Source organism: Gramella sp. Hel_I_59, assembly GCF_006714895.1.
In the GTDB taxonomy this organism is placed as follows: domain Bacteria; phylum Bacteroidota; class Bacteroidia; order Flavobacteriales; family Flavobacteriaceae; genus Christiangramia.
The window spans coordinates 3,062,557-3,083,702 of the sequence record NZ_VFME01000001.1; the positions used below are offsets into that span (position 1 = coordinate 3,062,557).

Here is a 21,146-nt window from a genome sequence, read left to right on the forward strand (position 1 = left end):
GAATATTTAACTTAAAAGATTGTGAGCCAGAAGTTACCAAAGTTAAATATTCGTCAAACTTATTTTTAAACTTTCAACCTAAGCTTATTGCGTGCTATATTTGTAGGGTAATAATTAGAAAAAAATGTTTTTAAAGGTCGGTGTAAAAGTTTTATTTGTAATGGTCGAGTTATTTCTCGGGTTTTACAGTCTTGTAATCAGTGAAAGTTTACTGGTTAAATTTATATTTTTCGTAGTAACTGCTGCGATCGTCGCCTTTGGAATTTTGAAAACGATTGATAAAGTCTTACCAACTAATGGAGAAATGCTCCAGTTAGGATCGGAAGATGAAGAATAATAATTGAGAAAGAAGAATTAAATCCGTTGATTTGCATCAACGGATTTTTTTTGTCTTAAACTCAACCAATTTAATTAGCATGAGACTCGTTTGTCTTGCAGACACGCATAATCTGCATCATCATTTACCCGTTCCTGATGGCGACGTGCTTATTCATGCCGGAGATTGTACAGATGGTGGCACCCGGAACGAAACCAATAATTTTCTAAAATGGATGAGTGACCAACCTCATCCCTACAAAATTCTCATACCCGGGAATCACGATTTCTATTTTGAAAAAAAGGAATTATTAAAAACCATTCCTGAAGGCATAGAAGTACTTCTTGACCGGGAATTGATCATTAATGATAAAAAATTCTGGGGATCACCAGTAACTCCAGGATTGGAGAACTGGGCATTTAACAGAGAAAGAGGTTTGGCAATGCAAAGGCATTGGAATAAGATACCGGAAGATACAGATGTGCTAATTACGCATACCCCTCCATACGGAATCATGGATCAAATTGCTTCCGGAGAACGTCTTGGATGTGAAGAATTGCTGAAAACATTAGACTTCGTTCAGCCGAAAATTCATTTGTTTGGACATATTCATTACTCTTCAGGTTATCTAAAAAGGAACAAAACTTCATTCTACAACCTGTCTATTCTTGATGAAGCTGGTAGCATCATGCGTTCACCGATGGTTTTAGATCTGTAATCTGAATTATTTGTAAACAAAATTATGGTAAGGTTAAAAATTTATTAATAAGGGAAGTATTACATTTTTATTAACAGCTTTTAGCCTGTCTAATAGTAATTTAGCCATTGTAAATCATACAACAATACACCTAACAATAAGCTTACAATGAACAATTTTACTACCCCGGAGTTATTAGACGAGGTTAAAAACCTTATTTCTTACAGCATATCCAATAAAAACCTGGAGACTTCAAATTTTCAGTTAATGCATAGAGCTATCGTAAAAAAATATTTCGAAGCTAAGAATGTGAAGATTAACTACGCTGAACAAACTATAGAATTACAATTACCTGTTGGCCAGAAAAAATATACCAATATTACCTTTGAGTGTATGGATCTGGAAAGATTTTTACAATCCTGTCTGAAAAAGGATGAGAAAAGCATCTTTTTTTATGAGACTATTCTTTCTCACTACAATATCACTTCAGCAGCCTAGTTAATATTTTTCAAGTACATATAAAGTTTCGGTCCCTACACCGAACTTTTTATTTCTGACTCCCTCCTATTTCTTTAAGCTTCTCAACATTTAAAGGTTTCGATAGAAAACCTGCCAACTTCGGAAAATTCTCAAAACGTTCTTTATCTGAAAATGCGATCGAGGAGGTCACAATGTAGATCTTTGTGTGATCATGAACATCCGGAAACTGAGATTGCAAAGCCTCCAGAAATTGCCAGCCATCCATCAAGGGCATATTAATATCCAGTAGCATCACGGAAGGTAGATTATCCTTATTTTCAATATAATACTTAAGTGCTTCTTTCGGAAACTGGTAATATTCTGCCTGCTTAAACGCACTAGATTTTTCAATATACCTGCTAATGATCATTTGATAGACCTCATCATCATCTATCACAGCTATTTTCTCTGTCATTTAAAATAAACTTTAAAGGTTGTTCCCTCACCGAGAATACTCTCCACATCAACCGACCCTCCCATAGCTTCTACCTGATTTTTTGTAATAAAAAGGCCTACACCTCGACCGTCTTTTCTACTGGAAAAAGTTTTATAAAGACCGAATATCTTGTCACCATAAGCAGTCATATCAATACCTATCCCATTGTCCTGCACTTCGAGCACCCAGCGTCCATTATGCTGATAGCCAGAAATGATAATCTCCGGAGTTCTTGAATTTTCGGTATAACGGAGTGCATTGGTAAGAAAATTCAATAATACACTTTCCATATAAGCCGAATTAAAAGAAACCTCCATTGTTGTCGGAACTTCATTTCGAATTCTGGCATCTTTTCGATTGATCTGCGGAATTAGGATTTCCAAAGTACTTTCCAGTGTTTCCCGAACATTGATAATTTGCACACTAATATCCATATTGGTGCTAATGGAAACCACATCGTTCAAATCATGCAGAGACTGGTCGAGATTCCCTGATACTTTCTGAAGCAATTCTATATACTGATCCTTTTCCTCTACTGAATCTTCTTCAGTATACAATTCCAGAATAGACTGCATGTTGCTGGCATGAGAGCGTAAATTGTGTGAAACGATGTAGGCAAAGTTTAGCAGACGTTTATTCTGTTCCATCACCAGTTCATACGACTTTACAAGGTTAAGTTCCGCTTCGCGCTTTTCTGTAATATCCCGAAGATTCACCACAAATCCATTCACATTTTGAACGTCCAGCATATTTGTTAGCGTCGCATTTACCCAGAACCAGTGATCTTCTGCATTCTTTACCCGAAGGATGATATCTACAATAGGTACGTTAAGCTTTGTATAAGAGTATTCGATCTTTTGTCTTAAAAGATCATGGTCATCTGGATGGATATAATGCAAAACTCCATGGGCGGTAAAATCGATCTCTTCATATTTGGACACCTTGGCCAGTGAAGGAGAATAATATTGAACGCTATTTTGGGTATCTACAATAAGTATGATCTCATCACTATTTTCCACTAGGGCTCTAAAGCGGTTTTCATTGTCGATCAATAATTGCTTTGCCTCCATCCTGGCAGAAATATCTTCGATAAGTGCGATCTGTGAAGTCGCCTGCTCCCCTTCTGCCCATAACGGAGAAACGCTTAGATTGATCCAGATGGTTTTTCCATCGCTTCGAATAAGGCGTTTTTGCAGACTGTAATGATTGATCTCATTTTTACGAAGTTTATCAATAAGTTCAATATTCTTCTGGTTATCATCAGGATGAGTAATGTCAATGTGTGATTTACCCACCAGGTAATCTTCAGGATAACCTAACAATTGCTGAAATTTCTTATTGGTCTCCAGGATGATCCCGGTGTTGGTGTCAAGACGAGCCATCCCGATAGCCGCCTGGTTAAAGATCGTTCTGAAGCGTTGTTCACTTTCAGCTAATTCCCCTGCCTGGGACATCATTCGCTGCTGCATGATCACAGGACGTTTTAAGACCTGGTAGAGTATATAGGCAACCGCTCCCCCGAGAAAAATAATAAGCAAGGCAACCGGAATAAGTCTTAGAAACGGCTGGTGCAGTGACTGCGGAATAATATATAATCGCCATTCTCCATCTGGCAAGTCAATCACTTCGGAATAACTCTCATGAAGATCTGGTCTGGACTGCAGAAAAAATTCCTCATTGCCAGATACCAGATTTATCTTCGAAAACTGAAACTGATAGTCATCACCTGATAATTCATGTATCCCCGACTGATGGATAAGATTATCGAACTTTATGATGACGGCAACAAAACCCCAAAAGTCATTCCTTATAAAAACAGGTAATCGTCCAACTACGGCAAGACCACCCTGTTTCAGTTCGAAAGGACCTCCGAAAAACATACGTTTTCGCTCGATCGCTTCAAAAGCCTCTTCATTACGAGTAGGATCCTCAAGAATATTATAATTGATAGCATCCTTATTCTCCTCAAATGGATATACTTTGGTAATAATGCCATCTGGTACGATCTGGATCGCATCAATATTCGGGTTATTATCTACCAACTGAGATGCGATGAGCTCAAAGTTATCAATCTCTCCTTCCTCATCTATCTGCAAAGCCAGTGAAAGAGCTGCAGAATAACTGTATTTAAGGGATTGATCGATATTCTGGGCTACCACATCGATCATAGATGACATTTCGGTTTGCCTGTCGTCAACAAGGATCTGGTAACGTTGCCATAGCATAAAGAATCCTAGCATGACTAGCAAGAGACCACTAACCAGGGAGATCAGCAAAAGCTTCAGGTTCAAACCTGGCGAGTTAGGGTTATCGTTAGTTTTTGACATTCAGTGGGTTCAGGCCTGTTGAACAAAACTTTGAAATGTTAAGATTCAAATATAGTTAAATATGTATAACTTATTCAGTATAGAAAAAGTGGTGATAGATATTAAAAAACCCGGCGAATAGCCGGGTTTGGGTATTATAGAAAAGTTCTGGAGAGGACTATACCTGTTCCAAATTTAGGACCTGCCTGTTGAGATAGCTCCACCGCTAGATTAAGTTTTACATCAACCCATTTTGTGATAAAGCCCACTTCATTGAATAAATAATATTCATCTAAGTTCGGATAGAATTTATCATTGTATGTTCCATCTTTTCTGGTATAAGAAGCAAGAACCCGAAAAGGATACTTTTCTCCATAGGTTAGAAAATCACCCTGAAATCCTAGATGATGAGCAATAAATTTATTGTTGACAACTCTATTTAATTCTTCACTGTAATCAAAAAATGGCGCACCGATTATTTGATTATTATAGGTCCATCCAGATTTATATACAGAGTTATTAAAGTAGTCACTGGAATTGTCCAGATCTAAATGGTTGCTTTGATTACGGGTATAATAAAGTTCATACATCGCACTTCGAATCCAGGTGCGATCCTCCTTAGACCGCATATAAAAGCCATATTGGCCATCTGGAGCATTTCCTAGCCTGCTACCTTTAGGGTCATCGAAGATGGTATTTATGAAAAAGGTAAAATAGTAGTTTTGTGTGTCATAATTGGCTTCTAACATATAACTACCTAAATGGTTACCAAGAGCGACCTGTTGATCTACAACTGGTGCATCTGCATCACCTTTACCTGCATATAAAATCTTCAAATAATCTTCGAAATCACCGGGCAATTTCCCCTCCGCATTTGAAGTCCCACCCCATTGTGCGTAGTGTTCAGCTCCTATCTTAAAGCTTAAAGAACTATTGGGTGCGTAAATAAAATGGAGACTTTTATTATGAACTCTAGTGCTCTCTACTGTTCTTTCGTCATTAAGTATATACTCTGCAAATTCAAATTCAAAACCAAACTTTTCTTGCACACCTAAGAAAATTGGTGCAGCACTGCTAAGTTTAATACCAGGAAAAGCCCGAGAATTTAAAGAGTTTAGTATCTGACCGTTACTGGCGCTTAAGCCATCAAAGGCAATTGCTTCATGTCGTTTTCCTACAAGAAGATCCAGATATCTTCCATAACCTTGAACAAATAATTCATCAGCATATACTGAACTATCGAATCCTTCTCGGTATACGCCGGTTCCACCTGCTTTTAACATGATCCCTTCGTATAAATCTATTTCGAAGCTTGCACCTGCCAGTGTATAAAAGTTAGTTTCTCTATCAACCAGTCCTTTTCTATTGCTATATAACCAGAATGGTAGTTCATTATCCTGACTATAAAATCCACCGGCTTCTAAATTGACTTCAAATTCTGGTGAGTACTGCGCCTGAACACTAAATAATGGAATTATAAGAAAGAGTAGTAAACGATTTAAGCCCCGGTACATCGTGAAATTTTCAGGCAAATTAAATCTTTTAAATACTAATTGTTCATAATGTTTTTATAAACTAATCGGGATCAGAATGATTTGGAAAGCTGTACACCAGTTCCAAGGGAATTATCCATAGGCTGGCTAAGATCGGCTCCAATTAAGAGAGAAACGTTGAAATGATTCAATTGAGAACTTAGTGAGCTAGAAAAGTAGATTTGTTCATTTTCAAGAGAACTATCAGAGTAATTGACCATCGAAACTTTGGTTTTCATTTGGATTGGAAAGCTATCTATAAACTTAAGTTCTGAGGCAATTCCGAAGTGATGAGCTAGAAACTTATCATTAGTAACTGCAGGTATCGATGCATCAAAAGCAAAAAACGGCAAGCCGATAATTCTATTATGATAAGTCCAGCCTGATCTGTATGCCTGGAAATTATTGAAATATGCATCTGTATCCTGAGGACCGCCCGAGTTTTTACTCTGGTTCTTAGTATAATAAAATTCATAGAGAATTGCATTCCACCATGCGCCGGGATTACGATTGGATACATTAATTGCATATTTACCGTCAGGAATATTAGCGAACCTGCTACCTGATCCATCCTCAAAAAAATGATTATATATCAATTGTACATTCAAATAATTGAAATCTTGTGACAGTTGAGCAGAATATACTCCCAGATGATTACCTAAGGCATTCTGCCGTTCGCCTTCCACAGAATTTTCACCACCTCCTCTTCCGGTAATGACTCTAAAATAATCTGATACTGCCTTTGGTTGAACTCCTGTTTCTGGAGAAGTCCCAGCCCATTGAGCATAGTGATCAAGACCCAGGCTTAATTTGAAACCTTGCTTGCGATAATGAAAAGCTAGCTTTTTATGGTGCAATCTGGCATTTGAAACATACCTGGTTTTCTCGAGAAAGAATTCGTCCCACTCAAGTTCAAATCCTAATGCTTTAGACCTTAGTAGCCAGAAAGGTTCATTCATACTAAACTGTATTCCAGGTATTGGTCTTGAATTTACAGACCAGGCAAAATTCATATCACTGGCACTCAAACCATCATATAGTTCTTTTCGTTGTTTCCTGCCCACTACCAGACCAAAGTTCTTATAATTAATTTCTGCAAAAAGTTCATCCATCTGTAGATTCCTGTAGTACCCATTGTCATAAAAAACCCCTCCTTGAATTTTGAAGGTCCAGTCTTCGTTTTGCAAGTAGTCAATATAAATAGAACTATGACCTGCAAAATCTGTGTCACTAGACACTCTTGCTCGTGTATTTGAATAAAGCCAGAATGGTAGTTCATCCTGGGAATGAATAAATCCAGTAGCGCTTATATTTCCGCCGATTTGCCACTGAGCTTTAACCTGCTTAGCGAAAAGTAACGCGATTATAATTAGAATTGTTCTCATACAAAAACACCCCGATAATTACGGGGTGATAGCTTTAAATTGTTATACACTAAGACTTCAGTTTTGTTTTCAATTTCTCCCAGAAGCCTTGTGATTCAACTCCGTAGGCATAACCATAAGAATACCCATACTTACCATATCCATAATTCGCAGATTTTACGCTATTCAATACTAAGCCGGCATTTTTTAGTTTTTGATCGTCTTTTGCATCCCCAATAAAGTTTAGCAATTTCCTCTCCGTATAATCAGCTCTTACAGAATATAGCGTGAGATCGGCATGTTTGCCAATAAGAAAGGTATCTGCCACTACCATCGCTGGAGCCGTATCAACTAGAATATAATCGTATAATTCTTTCACCTGTTCGAACAATTCTTCCAGTCTATGACTTCTTAGTAATTCTGAAGGATTGGGAGGAATACTACCAGAAGTTAAAATGTCCAGATCTGGATGTATACTTGAATTTTTGATCAAATCCTGAATATGCAGATTACGATCTACCAGATAGTTACTTACACCCAACCAGGATTTCGCCTCTTCCTGAAATCTCTGTAACTGTGGATTTCTAAGATCTGCTCCCATAATAAGCACCTTTTTCCCGGTATTAGCCAGTGTTTTAGCCAGGTTAAAAGCAATAAATGTTTTACCCTCTCCTTTTACTGTGGAAGTCACAAAGATCGTAGTCGCTCTTTGATTGATCTCATTCGAATTTTCTGCCAGGAAATACTGCAAGTTCGTATGCATCAATCTAAATGATTCAGCCAGTACAGAGCGGTCATTCTCCTGTATTAGTTCATTCTGACCTTTGGCAAGTCTTGGAATCTCACCAACGATTGGAATACTAAGTCCGCTACCTGTAATATCCTCTTTAGTACGAACTTTATTATTAAGTAAGTTCTTAAGATAAACTATCGCAAATGGAATTCCCAATCCTATCAAAAGGGCCGTTAGGTAAATACTACGTTTGTTTGGAGAAACCGGAGTGCCCGAACTATATGCGGAGTCTACGATCTTAGCTTTAGGTGCAGTGATTGCTAGTGTAAGACTATTCTCTTCTCTTTTCTGTAATAGAAATAGATAAAGTGCTTCCTTAATATTCTGTTGTCTTTCAATACCCCGAAACTCCTGCTCTTTGCCAGGTACTGCGGAAATCTTTCCACCTATTACTGCAGATTGCCGGTTGAGATCATCTCTGGCAATTTGTAGATTAGTCTGTACGTTTTGAATACTACTGAAAATATTACTCTTTAATTGTTCAATTTGAGTATTCAGATTGATAACAACCGGGTTCTTTTCCGTAGAACCCGCCAGGATCCTGTCTCTTTGCAACACCAGTTCATTATATTGAGCAATGTATTCGTTGAGTCCCGATCCTTCAAGCCCAAGATTGGATGGTAGTAGATCTGAATCATTCTCCTGATTCATAAAATTCAGCATAGATCTGCTCAATTCCAGTTGAGTCTCGATTTCCTGCATTTTCTTATTGAACTCGCTCGCGCTTTCAATAAATAATTGAGATTCAGACTGTATATCAGTAAGATTATTATCCTGTTTAAATTCTTTTTTCCCGCTTTCTACAGAGTCGAGTTCACCGGTTATCAAAGCCAGCCTTTCATCTATGAATTGTGCAGTATTTCTTGCTACCAGGTTTTTATCTTCAATAGCCTGCCGGTTATATTCAAAAATTAGTTGATCCAGAATATCCTGCGCCTTCTCTTTAATGGGATCGTTTAATCCTAAATTAACCAACGTAGAATTGTAATCCTCCAGTTTCACCTGCAATTGAGAACGATACGAATTTGCAAGACTTACGGGATTATTAAAAACAACTTTTAAGGGATAATAATTGAAATTCTCAATATCAATTCCATTAGAATTATCGCGTACTACCAGTGTAGTTTCTCCAATCACAAATGCTTCTCCTAAATTTGCCTTATAACTTTGTTGACTAGAAAGATTAGTGATCGTGATGGCCCCCTGAACCGGTTTTGAGATTTGCAGGTTAGGCAGTGTTTCCTTCGCAGAATTTTTATTGAGGATTTCTACTAATAATGGGCTTCCCTGATATATTTCTGTAGTTCGCACATTACCTTCAGCATAATAGGAAGTAGTAAAATTGAGACTTTGCATTACATCCTGCATCAATTCTCTACTTTTCAGAATCCCCAGTTCATTCTCAATGCTGTTTGATCCCATTCCACTAAACATTCCAAGATCCTGCATCATTGCAAATTCAGAACCTCCTCCACTGTTCTCATCTTTGATGATAATGGTTGCTGAAGTACTGTAAATAGGTACGGTGTAACGCAGGTTAATATAAGCTATAAGCAAAGAGAAAATTACCGAGGCGACAAACCAGGGCCAGTATCTCAAATATTTTTCTGCTTCATCCCTGAGATTGAGTTCATTTTGATCTTTGGTTGAAGGATTTTTAGATGTTTGGGACATATCTAATTGGTAAGTAAAATTACTAAGGAAATTATTACTGAAAATATGGACAGGTAAGTGGAAGCTGTTCCCAGATAACCAGCGGTTTGTCTTTTAGGACCGTTAGGATCTATATAAACAACATCGTTTTGTTGCAAATTATAAAATGGTGATTCCAGTATTTCAGGATTAGTTAGATCCAGATATTCATGTACAATTTTATTGTTGTCCTGCCGCATTACCAACACATTTGTTCTATCTCCACTCAATGGAATATCCCCCGCAAGTCCCAATGCTTTGGAAAGACTAATATGATCATCCTGAATACTAAAAGTTCCCGGGCTTCTCACCTCTCCCAGAACACTGATCTGAAAATTCAGAATACGAACATTTACAATGGGATCCTGAACATAAACCTCAAGAAGTTCTTTCATCTTCAGAGATAGTTCCTGATTGGTATAGCCTTCTACTACTACCTTCCCAAGAACAGGAAATTGAATAGTTCCATCATTTGCGACCAGGTAAGTCTCCAATTCCACATTGGCTACAGATGCTCCTCCAGCCATACTCCCTACAGATTTGGTTAGGTTAAAAGGCAGTGCCGCTTCCTGTTCTGGAGCAGAAACCCTGATCGTCAACACATCATCTGGTTGTATCTCCAGATTATTATCGGGATGTAGTTCATGAACCTGATTTAACCCTTGAAAATATGAGATATTCTTTTTACTAACACAAGAGCTTAATATGCCTAACAGGCAGATGGAGAAAAAAAGTCTACGAATCATGAAAAATTTTAATTTACGCCGCAAAAATAATAGGTTGAGAATTAATTGTCAGTTAAATTTTAACTTAATTTTAGTAATCCGATTGGCGGCGAAAGGAGTAGAACATCAGATGCTTAGAAATTCATATTTTTGATAAGTCCGCGAATCTGCACTTTAATACCTTTCTTCGTTAATCGTGTTGAAAGCACCCGGTACTTGCGATTTTTCCGAAGGTATTCGAATACTAAAGCTATTAACACGAATAGAGCCAGCATGATGAGACTCAAATAAACGCTGTTGATAATCTTACTAAGCATCATAAACAATCCAATAATTAGAACATTAATAAAACCAAGCAATACACTGGCCTGCTTATGACTTAACTTATTGTCTAATAACACATGATGTAGATGATTTCTATCAGCTTCAAAAGGAGTATTTCCCTGGGAAAGTCTTATAAGGATGACTCTTCCAGTATCATAAACAGGTAGAAATAAAATAGCTATAAGAAATAATACACGATTTTCTGGCATAAAACCCTCCTCCAGTAATGTTGCAGAGTTATCTCTTACTAGTAGTTTCAGAGCAAGGAAGGCTATTAAAAAACCAATGGTAAGGGAGCCTCCGTCACCCATAAAGATCTTGCGATGACCTCGTGAAAAATTGTAGCGCAAAAATGCTGCAAGTAAGCCTACTACGGTAACGCTAATTAGAACAAAATATGGTTCTGAGATAAGGTAGAACATCACGGCAAAGGAAGTACATATTACGATCCCGGCAATTCCCGCCAGACCATCTATACCATCTATCAGGTTATACGCATTAATCAATGCGATTACCACAAACAATTTTAAAATATACCCTAACCAATAAGGTATTTCAGTGATACCCAAAAATCCATGTAAATTAGTTAACTCCAACTCTGGTGAAAAAATAATAAATCCAGCCGCAAACACCTGACTTACAAATTTTAATCTGGCCGAAGAAACCACCAAATCATCCTTTAATCCCGCCATAAATAGAAAAGTAAGACCTATAATAAGATGGTTTCCTGTGTAGGTGATACGCAGGCTTTGCAGAATACTTATGATAAGTATTAGCACCAGGAAAAAAGCTACTCCTCCAAAGGAAGGTACTTCTATTTGATGAGAACTGCGATGATTGATTTCCTTTACCAATTGTTTTTCTTTAGTTACCCAAAGTACTTTAGGAATAAAATACCAGGTAAGGATAAAGGCAAGCAGGAAAGTACCTGCCGTAAAAAAACCGTAATAGCTTTTGAAAAGTTCGAGGATGACCTCCTGATCTAAAATATTCATTGGTGTAAAGTTTTCTGGTTAGTAATTAACCTGAACCTGTAGGGAAGAAAGGTTTAAATGTATTTCTAAAAAAACTGGGAAATCTTTGATAAGTTCTTTTGGAGAAGAACGCTGTAAGGATTCGTAATCTTATTAGTCTTTAAAGCCCTAAGATCTTCCATGGATTTTAGCTTGATGTTTTTAAGACTTCGGTTACTTGCCCCACCCACTCTCATTTTCGTAAGAACTTCTGGTATATACTTAAAGCTTAAGCTTGAATCTGAAAATACCCTCAGAATAAAATCATAGTCGGCAGCGATACGATACTTTAAATTAAAGTGACCGTGTTTTTGATAAACTTCACTTCTCAGAAACAAGGTGGGATGAGCCGGCATCCAGCCCTTTCGTAACAACTTCGAAAAGAACTGTTCACTTTTCCAGAATCTTATTCTTTTGCTAGTATCAGATTTGCTTACGTATTCCAGATCACCATACACTCCGTCAACTTTTCTATCTCTAAAAGTCTGAACCATTTCAGAAATTATTTCCGGCGAAGCTAAAAAATCATCCGAATGCACAAAACCAATGATATCACCACTGGCGAGTTTGATCCCTTTATTTAAGGCATCATAAATTCCCTGGTCTTTCTCTGATATAATTTTTAGCTCCCTGCTATAGTTTCCCTTAATAATATCGAGGGTTTTATCGCTGGAACCGCCATCGATTACCACCCATTCTATATTCAGATAGGATTGGGTGGCGATAGATTTCATTGCAGTAAAAATATTATCTGCGCTGTTATAGGTTGCGGTGATGATTGTAACTTTCACTTTATTTGTTATCTGTCTTTGTTGAGAGTTTTACTGTAATTTTAAAATTATCAGACTAAGTTAAGTCCTTAATCCTATCTCTGATACCTTGTACCATTACTAAGAGGCATTAGCCGATGTGGCAATCTCATCCATTATTCGAGGTCTAACCTTAACAGCAGGATTCCCCTGATAAACTTTATAAGCCTCCAGATTTTTGTTAGCCACTGAACTCACAGAAAGAATGCTATGACTCTTACAAATTACCCCGGGACAAACCACAGACTGCGCCCCGATCCATACCCCATCTTCCAGTGTAATATTCTGTACTATCAGATCGAAAGTTAGTTTTTTATAGTTGTGGTTCCCGCAAAGCAACATAGCTCCCTGGGAAATACAAACATTACTACCAATCTTCACTTCGCCTAAATTATCTATCCAGACTTTCTCTCCTATCCATGTGTGGTTCCCAATTTCCAGTTTCCAGGGATATTTAATATTTACCCCTGGCTTTATCACGACTCCTTCACCTATTTTAGCTCCAAATAACTTTAATAATGCCACATTTAACTCCGAAGAAGGATTTAAGGAATTCTGAAAAAAGAGTACGTTAGTCAAATACCAAAGGAGCATTTTTAATTTGCTTCCAGGTTTATACCAGTCGTTTTTATAAGAGGATAGATCTGTTTGCATATAAAGCTTAGTTCAAAACTTTGGGACTTATCTTCCCTTCCTCATCTAATAGATTTTTAAAGTAAGCTATGGTCTTGATAAGTCCTTCTTCAAGATGAACTTTTGGTTCCCATCCGTTAAGTTCTTTTTTGGCAAGATCAATAACCGGTCTTCTTTGAGTAGGATCATCTTTGGGAAGATCTAAATGAATAAGTTTCGAAGAGGAGCCTGTGAGTTCTATGATTTTTTCTGCTAACTCGATCATGGTAAATTCTCCCGGGTTACCCAGGTTTACCGGACCTATAAAACCATCCCTACTATTCATCATTCTAATCATTCCCTCCACCAAATCATCTACATATTGAAAACTTCTGGTTTGAGTACCGTCTCCAAAAATGGTAATATCCTCACCTTTTAAAGCCTGAACGATAAAATTGGACACCACACGCCCATCTTCCGGATTCATATTAGGTCCATACGTATTAAAGATCCTGATGATCTTAATTTTAACCTGGTTTTGCAGATAATAATCCATAAACAAGGTTTCTGCGCAACGCTTGCCTTCATCATAACAAGACCTGGTTCCAATTGGATTTACATTTCCCCAATAAGATTCCGGCTGTGGATGAACGGCAGGATCTCCATAGACTTCACTGGTACTTGCCTGCAAGATCTTCGCTTTGACCCGTTTAGCAAGACCAAGAGTGTTTATGGCACCCATAACTGAAGTTTTGATCGTCTTGATAGGATTGTACTGGTAATGTACCGGTGACGCAGGACAGGCTAGATTATAGATCTCATCTACTTCAGCATAATAAGGTTCGGTAATGTCATGTCGCACCAATTCAAAGTAAGGATTATCGAGTAATTCGATAACATTTTTTTTACTCCCAGTAAAATAATTATCAAGGCAGATGATTTCGTTACCCTCATTTAATAATCTTTTACATAAGTGTGAACCGACAAAACCAGCACCACCGGTAATTAGAATTTTTTTCATGATTTATCTTTATTTCCCGATTAAAAAATCAATCGGTAGTATTTAGTCATTCGAACAATTGTCTACTTGCCTCTATCGCCTTAGGATCATTACAATATTCTTTAGCAAAATCAAATGCAGCTTTTGACCAGTCATTGTATTCAGCCTGATCCATTGCGGTTACTTTTTCTATCGCTTTTATAAATTGTTCTTCCTGTTCTAAAGGAATATCAAAACCAATCTTCTTTTGCTCCAGTTGTTCCCATGGAGTATTATTAGAAATAATTACCGGACATGCATTTTGCCAGGATTCCATGATCACGTGCCCAAAGTTCTCGTGAAAAGTCGGCAGCAACATAAAATGCTGATCTTTTAATTCTTCCTTTAAATGGTGATTAGGAACTGCTCCAATATTTTTTACCCTGATATTTTTCGGTAAATCATCAACAATTTCCAAGCACTCCTGCCAGTACTTTTCTTCTTCTACCGGACCAATTATGCTAAAATTAATATTATACAAATTGTTTACACTTGATAGATACTGAAGGGCAGCTTTAAGGTTCTTTTTCTTACTGATTCGCGATAAAAAGAATAAATTTAAAAATCCCTCATCTTTCTTTTTCTCCGGAAAATCATTAGCCATAACCGCGGAAAGGTTTGTTGCTATACGAACTTTAGAATCCTCACCAAAGTGCTGCTTTATTTCTGTTGCTTCAGAAGCAGCGGTGGCGTGCCAGTTTATCTTACTGCTAAAACCGAAACTTCGGAAAAGCTTTAAAAAGACTTTCTTTTTTAACGGCTTTATATTCAAAGCTCCTTCTCCCAACATTCCTCGGGGAGCCAAAATTAATTTGACTTTAAAATTTCTCAAAACCAGTAGCGGTTTCAGTGTATAGTTTACCGAAAAAAGGGAGTTGAAATAGACAGAGTCATACTGCTTCTCTCTTAAGATTTCACGGTAGCGCTTTAAATTTTGGTTTCTCTCATCCAAATAGATTACCCGGCAATTTTCTCTTTCAATCCATTCATTAAAAGTAATATTTGGATAAGCAGCAACTTCTCCCAGGTCTTTATTAGAAGTCACCACATCAAAGTCATATGCATGGCCAAGGTGGTTGATTAAATTCACCACTGACTGTATTGGACCACCCGCCTTATAACCGGGTAGGAACCAGTCTATAAAAATAAGGATTTTCTTCTTTTCAGGCATTTGTGATCTCTTTATACAATGCTAAATACTGATCTGCTATGTTCTTTAGTTGAAAACGTTTAACGTTTTCCTGTCCCTTTCTTACAAGCTCTTCCCGATATTTACCTTCTTTCATAATTCTTAAAAGCCCTTTTCGAATATCCCGAACTTCTGTTGGATTTACCATACAGGCTGCATCACCCGCTACTTCTTTTAATGGTTCTATGGCGGAGGTAAGTACAGGCCTTCCTACTGCCTGGGCCTCAATAACCGGCATTCCAAATCCTTCATAGAGAGAAACGAAACTCACCAGATCACATTCTTCATAGGCTGCTTTAATTTCTGTAAAGGAAATATGCATTCTGTTGTAATAGTCTATTCTATTGTTCTCGAGTAATGCAAGTTGCCTTTGAGAAAGTTCACCAATTACTAAGAATCTGCACTTAATCCCTTCCAATGCCTCAATAGTGCGCTCCAGATTTTTATTAGATTTCGTACCTATATGAAGTACTAATGGATTCTCTTTGTTAAAAGGTTTTGGGCAATATTGTAATGCAGAATTTACCGGGTTGTGAATTACCACTATCTTATTTTTAGCAAAAGGAATTAATTCACTTAATTCTTTTTTAGAAAAATGGGAAATGACAGTAATTTTTCTAACCATTAAAGCCGGAAGCCAAAACCAAAATATCCTTATGTATAATTTATGAATACTTCCGCCGTAAAAAGCAGAACCAATATCATGTATAGTTAGAATTCCTTTTTTTCCTAAAGCCAGGGAGCCATAATTAATATGGCCTGTAATATGGTTGATGTTACTTTTATTCCTATGTATAAAGTGAAGATTTTTACAAGCACTTAAGGGATCTGCTCCTGAATTCGGTACCTCAACATGATGTACATCAAGTTGCTTTTTAAATTGTTCCAGCAGTTGTAGAAAAATCTCTTCAATGCTGTTGAATTGTGGAAGGCGTTTTCTAAAAATTAGTGTTAGATATTTTTCCGACATATTAGATCTCCCACTTTAAATGCTTTCGCGCACCCCAAAAGAACAAAGCAACCACAATACTGGCCTTTACCATATGATTTAAAACAACAACCAGTTCGGTTTCCGCTTTTACTACCTGGAAGAATAGTAGAGGTATAAAGAAGATCAAAACAGGATGATTCTCACTCAAAGCCCTAATGCGGTTCCAGTAAACCGATAAAAAAAAGCCCCAGATTAGCATAAAAAATATTCCTCCAAAGGAACCGAAATTAGCATAAGCCTCTCCTATTATACTCATGCCCATTGAGGTTCCTTCGCCTAAATAAAGACCGGTGTATTTTTTAAAATTTTCCTGACCTCCGGCCTTTTTTTTATTTGGCGATAAGAATCTTGGCAAAAGACTTGCCGTCACAGCTTCTTTTACAGTAGCTCCGTTAGCAAAAGGTTCATCTTCCGGAACTTCTTTCATGATAGCAGAAATGATCCAACCCTGGTTTAACCTAACATTAAGTCCTTCCTGTTCTGTATCATCAAAATTGGTATTGCTTAATTCCTGATCCAGGACATTGAAAAATAATGCTATTTTATCTCCCTCATATCCGTTCCATATTTCAGCTCTTAAAGCTGCCTTTGCAGTCTGCAGGCTAATTACAAAAACCAGACCTGCTAAAAGAATAAAGATCTTTTTTTGTACTCCCGGTTTATATTTTAGAGCCCATAGCATAAAATAAAAAGTACTCCATAATAGAAAATCATGAAAAAGAGCATTATTTATGGAGGTAACAAACAAATAACCTATTGCGGCATAAAATAGCAATCGCTCTTTTTTGGAAGATGAAAAGAGCAATAAAGCCGCTCCAATAAATTTAAATTGCGACAGCAAGAATAAAAAAAAGGCTAGTGACTGGGGGGCAAACCTGCCGGCAATATCTGCTGCAATACCAAAGAGAAGTATTTTCAAACCATAACCGGAATTCTTAGACAGATCAGCTTCATCAAAAGTGAAAATCTCTTTTTTCCATAGTAACGCAACAGCTGAAAAAACCACAAAAGCAGGAACCACAAAAGACATATAGGTCTCCTGGGGAACATACATATAATATTTATAATGAGATGTTTCAGAGCTGTAACTTATAATTGGACCAAGAATCCATTGAAGGCCGGCAATTGCCAAAAGCAGCTCGATCACCGGTAAACTCTGTCCAAGCTTATTAAATAAGCTAAGTAGAATTATTCCTAGAGTTATTAAGCCTAGAATAGAGAGTAAGGTCATTACTGAAGTTCAGATTTAATTGCTTCAGAGATCTTATTAAAGTTCCATTCTGCGATGACCTCTTTAGCATTTTTCCCTGTCGATTTTAAATTCGTCTGGTACATTTTGCGGAGCTTAATTTTTAGATCTTCCAAATTACCGGATTCAAATATTTCACCTACGTTATTATTTTGTACTAGATCAGGTGCACATCCAACCTTGTCACTAACCAATACTGGTCGGGAACAAGCCATAGCTTCATTCACCGCCAAGCCCCAGGTCTCTCCAGGTCCCTTAGACGGAAGACAAAAAATATCTGCGATTCGATATACAACCGGCATTTTGGACTGATTTTGAAAAGGAAGTTTTTTTATAAAAGAGCAGTCTCTTATTGCAGTGTCAATTTCGGCTTCCAAAGGACCATTTCCCAATAAAAGCAATTTCAAATTGGATTCGTTTTCGTCATGTAGACTTTTTATAGCATTTACTAGAAGTAATGGATTCTTCTTTTGCTCGAACTTCCCGGCAAATAAAATAACGATATCTTCATTGGTGTAACCAAGTTCCCCCCTCCAATCTTTTGCTAATAATTCATATTCTCCTGTAGCGTCAAAAAACCTATCATTATCTATTGCATGAGGTGCAAACACGAGTTCTTTTTCCTTTAAACCATGAGCTAAAAAATATCTTTTGCTTTCCCGGCCTACATAAAATGCCTTATCAATGTTATTATAAACATATTTGAGTACAAGGCGTCTGGCCAGAGTTTTTAATCCTTTAGTCTCATCTAACAAAGTAGAATCACCCCTAAACCAAACCGGGACTTTACCTTTAAAGTATTTCATTACTTTGAAATGACTCTTCATATTCCATCCAAAGACCAGGATCGCCCCGGGATGGAATTCTTTAATTTTTTTAATAAGCTCGGGATTTTCTATCCCGTTCCATTTATTACTTCCCGGGCTTTTAGAGAAATTCTCAACAAATTCGTAGTTATAGTCATTTAACAAAGGAATATCCCACTGTATATCTTTTCCAAAAGTCTTGTCCTTTACTTTTTCCTTAGCCTGAGACCAGGTATAAAAAACCTTCACTTCAATATCCGGTTCTTCTGCCAGTAATCTGAACATTGGAGCATAATATTGAATTGGATGAGTAATAACTACTGCAAGCCTATTTTTCATAAAGAGAAACTGATTTAAGATGATAGGCTAACCTCTGTGTCAAAGCTAGTAAGGTAAGCGTAGGATTAGAATGTGATCCTGTTGGAAAAACTGAAGTGCTGCAAACAAACAAGTTCTCGGTTTGCCATACTTTTAGATTTTCATCTACAATCCCCGTTTCTTCAGATTTACTCATTCTGGTTCCTCCCATAAAATGGTTGACATCCGATAGAAGATTATTATTAATTTTATCCAAATCAGAAAAATATTCAATTGTAGCCCGTCCACTTTCATTTAAATAATTTTCAAAGAATTTTACAATACTCTTTATGGATTGAGAAGTTTTATTAGAAACATTCCAATTAATTAAAGCTTTTTCCTGACCGAACTCATCCTTTTCCTCACTCAATGAGATAAAGCTATCCAAGGAAGGCTCCTGTTCCGCCATTACAACTAATTTAACATCAGCATTTGGCTTATAGAGAAATCCATCATACAAATAAGCGACTAACATTTTATAGTAAATTCTCCAGTTTTTCAATATCCATCCCAGAGAACTTAAGTTGCGAGTTTTAACTAAACTTTTTGCCCTATAAATAGGATCCTCTGTTTCATTTGAATAATAAAACATTAAGCTTAATGAGGCATTTAATATTTTATATTTCGTTTGAGCATAATCAGATAGACTGATTCGGAAAGAATATTTTCTATTTTTATGATAATTTGTATTGAACTGTTTCTGAAAATAGTACTCATCCCGAATGTTTTTTACAGAACCTATTTTCATACAAGGGTGATCCATAAAATACTTTCCTATTAGCTCACCGTTTTCACTAAAAAAATTTTTATTTTTTTTGCTTAAATGAAGCATCATTCTAGTGGCTTCAATTGCTCCTGTTGCCAGCACTAGTTTTTTAATGGGAGCTTCCATACTCTCTCCTTTAAAATTCCCTAGAATAATACCTTCTACCTTATTTTTGTTTGCAATAATTTCGGTTACTTGTGCATTATAAATTACATCAACTTCATTTTCTAGTTGGTTTTTATATTTCTTCCTGAAATTAGGTTCGTTAGCCCATTTCGACGCATGATAATTCAATTTATTTTTATCAATATTTGGTCTTTTTATATTGAGTTTAGAGAATATTTGCCCTTCATAATCCATAACATCAACGCCCATGAACCTATTAGCGTCTTTATAGTATTCTTTTAGAGAATCAAAATTTATAGGCCATCCACTGTTTGCGACATATTCTCTCTTTTTGAAATCTAGATAAGAAAAGGGTAAGGATTGACCTCCCCATGCTATTGTGGTACCTCCAATTGCTCTTTTTCGGCCCCATACAGCATTTTCTAATTTTTTTCCCGTCTGCACAACTTCATTCAACACTTGTCGTTTTTCATCTTCCTGAAAATGTCCGGTTTCGATAATAACAGTGCTTATTTTTAATTTTAATAATTCTAAAGCTAGCATTATACCTGATGCTCCGGCGCCAATAATTACAACCTCCTTTTTAAGGAGATCAGATGTAATTTTATCAACATTATAATTGTAAAATGGCATTTAGTTTTTGAACTTATTAAAGGAATCAATATTATCTATTAATCGGCTCTTCTTTCTTGTAGAAAATAAAATTTTAGAGCTTGTGTTCTTGTTCGCTATTTGAGCTAACAAATATCCTGCTTTCTCCTTGTCATTAACTTCTACAACCTGAGATTCTTCTATGTTTTTCAAAATTGAATGGAAGTAATGGTCTCTTTCAGGAAAACTTGTCTGTATGGATTTTGAATTTGAAGACATATGATCGTATTGAAGTATGTCCCAATTATCGTGTAAAGGCTCGTCAATTTTTTTTAAATGGTGACTATTTACTGCGACTCCAAGGTTTAATATCACACCCTCCTTTTTTAAATTAAAAAGAAAGTCTAAACCTTCTTCTGTAATGAAGAAAGGCAGCCCCTCATGTATCATAAAATTATCAATGTAATCTGTCTGAAGGTTTTTCAGACTTTGATTTAATGAATTTTCAATTGAGATTTTGTCAATAGTTCTCACATACAAATTCGGTACAAATGCTTGAGGCTTCTTATCAGATTTTTTATTGTTTTTAACTTTTTTGGTAATATAATTAAGAGGTAAAGCCAAGAATGGATGAATAAACTTTGAACTTGAAGCACCTAATCCAAATTTAGTTGTTATTTCAATTTCACTTCTTTTATTTCTAACGAACTTGCCTAAAATTAACTCAGCATAACCTTTTCCATATAATGGAGCAGTATCAAATAAAGTGATGCCTTTATCATAAGCGCAATTTAATAATGATAAACTCTCGTGGTAAGACTTTATGCTCGTTAAACTTGCTGTACCGAAACCAAGTTGAGATCTTTTTTCTTTCATAAATTTAGTATTCCAGTT

19 protein-coding genes are annotated in these 21,146 nt (G+C 36.6%); 3 read left to right on the top strand and 16 right to left on the bottom strand.

Translation table 11 applies throughout. The features are described from left to right. The first annotated feature begins 124 nt into the window (after nucleotides 1-124). The 3 genes from JM79_RS14200 (at nucleotide 125) to JM79_RS14210 (ending at nucleotide 1,511) form a co-directional block, all read left to right on the top strand. Nucleotides 125-337: a hypothetical protein gene (locus JM79_RS14200; protein WP_141878783.1), complete on the top strand. Its 213-nt coding sequence runs from the start codon at nucleotides 125-127 to the stop codon at nucleotides 335-337. Between the two features lie 79 nt (nucleotides 338-416). Continuing rightward, on the top strand, nucleotides 417-1,034 hold the full coding sequence (locus JM79_RS14205; protein ID WP_141878784.1) for a metallophosphatase domain-containing protein: 618 nt from the start codon (nucleotides 417-419) through the stop codon (nucleotides 1,032-1,034). A 147-nt stretch (nucleotides 1,035-1,181) separates the two neighbouring features. Then, complete coding sequence (locus JM79_RS14210) at nucleotides 1,182-1,511, top strand: hypothetical protein (RefSeq protein WP_141878785.1); 330 nt, start codon at nucleotides 1,182-1,184, stop codon at nucleotides 1,509-1,511. 49 nt (nucleotides 1,512-1,560) lie between these two features. On the opposite strand, the gene JM79_RS14215 is transcribed toward JM79_RS14210, so the two are convergent. The 16 genes from JM79_RS14215 to JM79_RS14290 all read right to left on the bottom strand — a co-directional run bounded on the left by JM79_RS14215 (nucleotide 1,561) and on the right by JM79_RS14290 (nucleotide 21,128). Beyond that, on the bottom strand, nucleotides 1,561-1,947 hold the full coding sequence (locus tag JM79_RS14215; RefSeq protein ID WP_141878786.1) for a response regulator: 387 nt from the start codon (nucleotides 1,945-1,947) through the stop codon (nucleotides 1,561-1,563). Further along, a complete protein-coding gene (locus tag JM79_RS14220) occupies nucleotides 1,944-4,295 on the bottom strand; it encodes a PAS domain S-box protein (protein ID WP_141878787.1) in 2,352 nt (783 codons plus the stop codon). Before JM79_RS14220 ends, JM79_RS14215 begins: the two co-directional genes overlap by 4 nt. Nucleotides 4,296-4,429: 134 nt before the next feature. After that, a complete protein-coding gene (locus JM79_RS14225; protein WP_141878788.1) occupies nucleotides 4,430-5,806 on the bottom strand; it encodes a capsule assembly Wzi family protein in 1,377 nt (458 codons plus the stop codon). Between the two features lie 53 nt (nucleotides 5,807-5,859). Then, entirely contained in the window at nucleotides 5,860-7,191 is a 1,332-nt protein-coding gene (locus tag JM79_RS14230; RefSeq protein WP_141878789.1) for a capsule assembly Wzi family protein, read from the bottom strand. 49 nt (nucleotides 7,192-7,240) lie between these two features. Then, nucleotides 7,241-9,637 carry a tyrosine-protein kinase gene (locus tag JM79_RS14235; RefSeq protein ID WP_141878790.1) on the bottom strand — a complete coding sequence of 799 codons (2,397 nt, stop codon included), beginning with the start codon at nucleotides 9,635-9,637 and terminating at the stop codon, nucleotides 7,241-7,243. A gap of 2 nt (nucleotides 9,638-9,639) precedes the next feature. Continuing rightward, complete coding sequence (locus JM79_RS14240) at nucleotides 9,640-10,401, bottom strand: polysaccharide biosynthesis/export family protein (RefSeq protein WP_260443447.1); 762 nt, start codon at nucleotides 10,399-10,401, stop codon at nucleotides 9,640-9,642. 113 nt (nucleotides 10,402-10,514) lie between these two features. Further along, nucleotides 10,515-11,699 (bottom strand): MraY family glycosyltransferase, encoded by a 1,185-nt coding sequence (locus JM79_RS14245; protein WP_141878791.1) that lies wholly within the window; start codon nucleotides 11,697-11,699, stop codon nucleotides 10,515-10,517. 65 nt (nucleotides 11,700-11,764) lie between these two features. After that, nucleotides 11,765-12,508, bottom strand: coding sequence for a glycosyltransferase family 2 protein (locus tag JM79_RS14250; RefSeq protein WP_141878792.1), 744 nt, complete (start codon nucleotides 12,506-12,508; stop codon nucleotides 11,765-11,767). 99 nt (nucleotides 12,509-12,607) lie between these two features. Further along, nucleotides 12,608-13,180, bottom strand: a complete 573-nt coding sequence (locus JM79_RS14255; protein ID WP_141878793.1) for a WcaF family extracellular polysaccharide biosynthesis acetyltransferase — start codon at nucleotides 13,178-13,180, stop codon at nucleotides 12,608-12,610. Between the two features lie 7 nt (nucleotides 13,181-13,187). Beyond that, nucleotides 13,188-14,159, bottom strand: a complete 972-nt coding sequence (locus tag JM79_RS14260; RefSeq protein WP_141878794.1) for a UDP-glucuronic acid decarboxylase family protein — start codon at nucleotides 14,157-14,159, stop codon at nucleotides 13,188-13,190. A gap of 46 nt (nucleotides 14,160-14,205) precedes the next feature. Continuing rightward, nucleotides 14,206-15,348, bottom strand: coding sequence for a glycosyltransferase family 4 protein (locus JM79_RS14265; protein WP_141878795.1), 1,143 nt, complete (start codon nucleotides 15,346-15,348; stop codon nucleotides 14,206-14,208). Continuing rightward, entirely contained in the window at nucleotides 15,341-16,336 is a 996-nt protein-coding gene (locus tag JM79_RS14270) for a glycosyltransferase family 1 protein (RefSeq protein ID WP_141878796.1), read from the bottom strand. Before JM79_RS14270 ends, JM79_RS14265 begins: the two co-directional genes overlap by 8 nt. Before the next feature lies 1 nt (nucleotide 16,337). Continuing rightward, on the bottom strand, nucleotides 16,338-17,588 hold the full coding sequence (locus JM79_RS14275) for a hypothetical protein (protein ID WP_141878797.1): 1,251 nt from the start codon (nucleotides 17,586-17,588) through the stop codon (nucleotides 16,338-16,340). Next, nucleotides 17,588-18,751 carry a glycosyltransferase family 4 protein gene (locus JM79_RS14280; RefSeq protein WP_141878798.1) on the bottom strand — a complete coding sequence of 388 codons (1,164 nt, stop codon included), beginning with the start codon at nucleotides 18,749-18,751 and terminating at the stop codon, nucleotides 17,588-17,590. Before JM79_RS14280 ends, JM79_RS14275 begins: the two co-directional genes overlap by 1 nt. After that, on the bottom strand, nucleotides 18,741-20,294 hold the full coding sequence (locus JM79_RS14285) for a GMC oxidoreductase (protein WP_141878799.1): 1,554 nt from the start codon (nucleotides 20,292-20,294) through the stop codon (nucleotides 18,741-18,743). The genes JM79_RS14280 and JM79_RS14285 overlap by 11 nt, the downstream gene beginning before the upstream one ends. Further along, complete coding sequence (locus tag JM79_RS14290) at nucleotides 20,295-21,128, bottom strand: aldo/keto reductase (protein ID WP_141878800.1); 834 nt, start codon at nucleotides 21,126-21,128, stop codon at nucleotides 20,295-20,297. Between the last annotated feature and the right edge of the window lie 18 nt (nucleotides 21,129-21,146).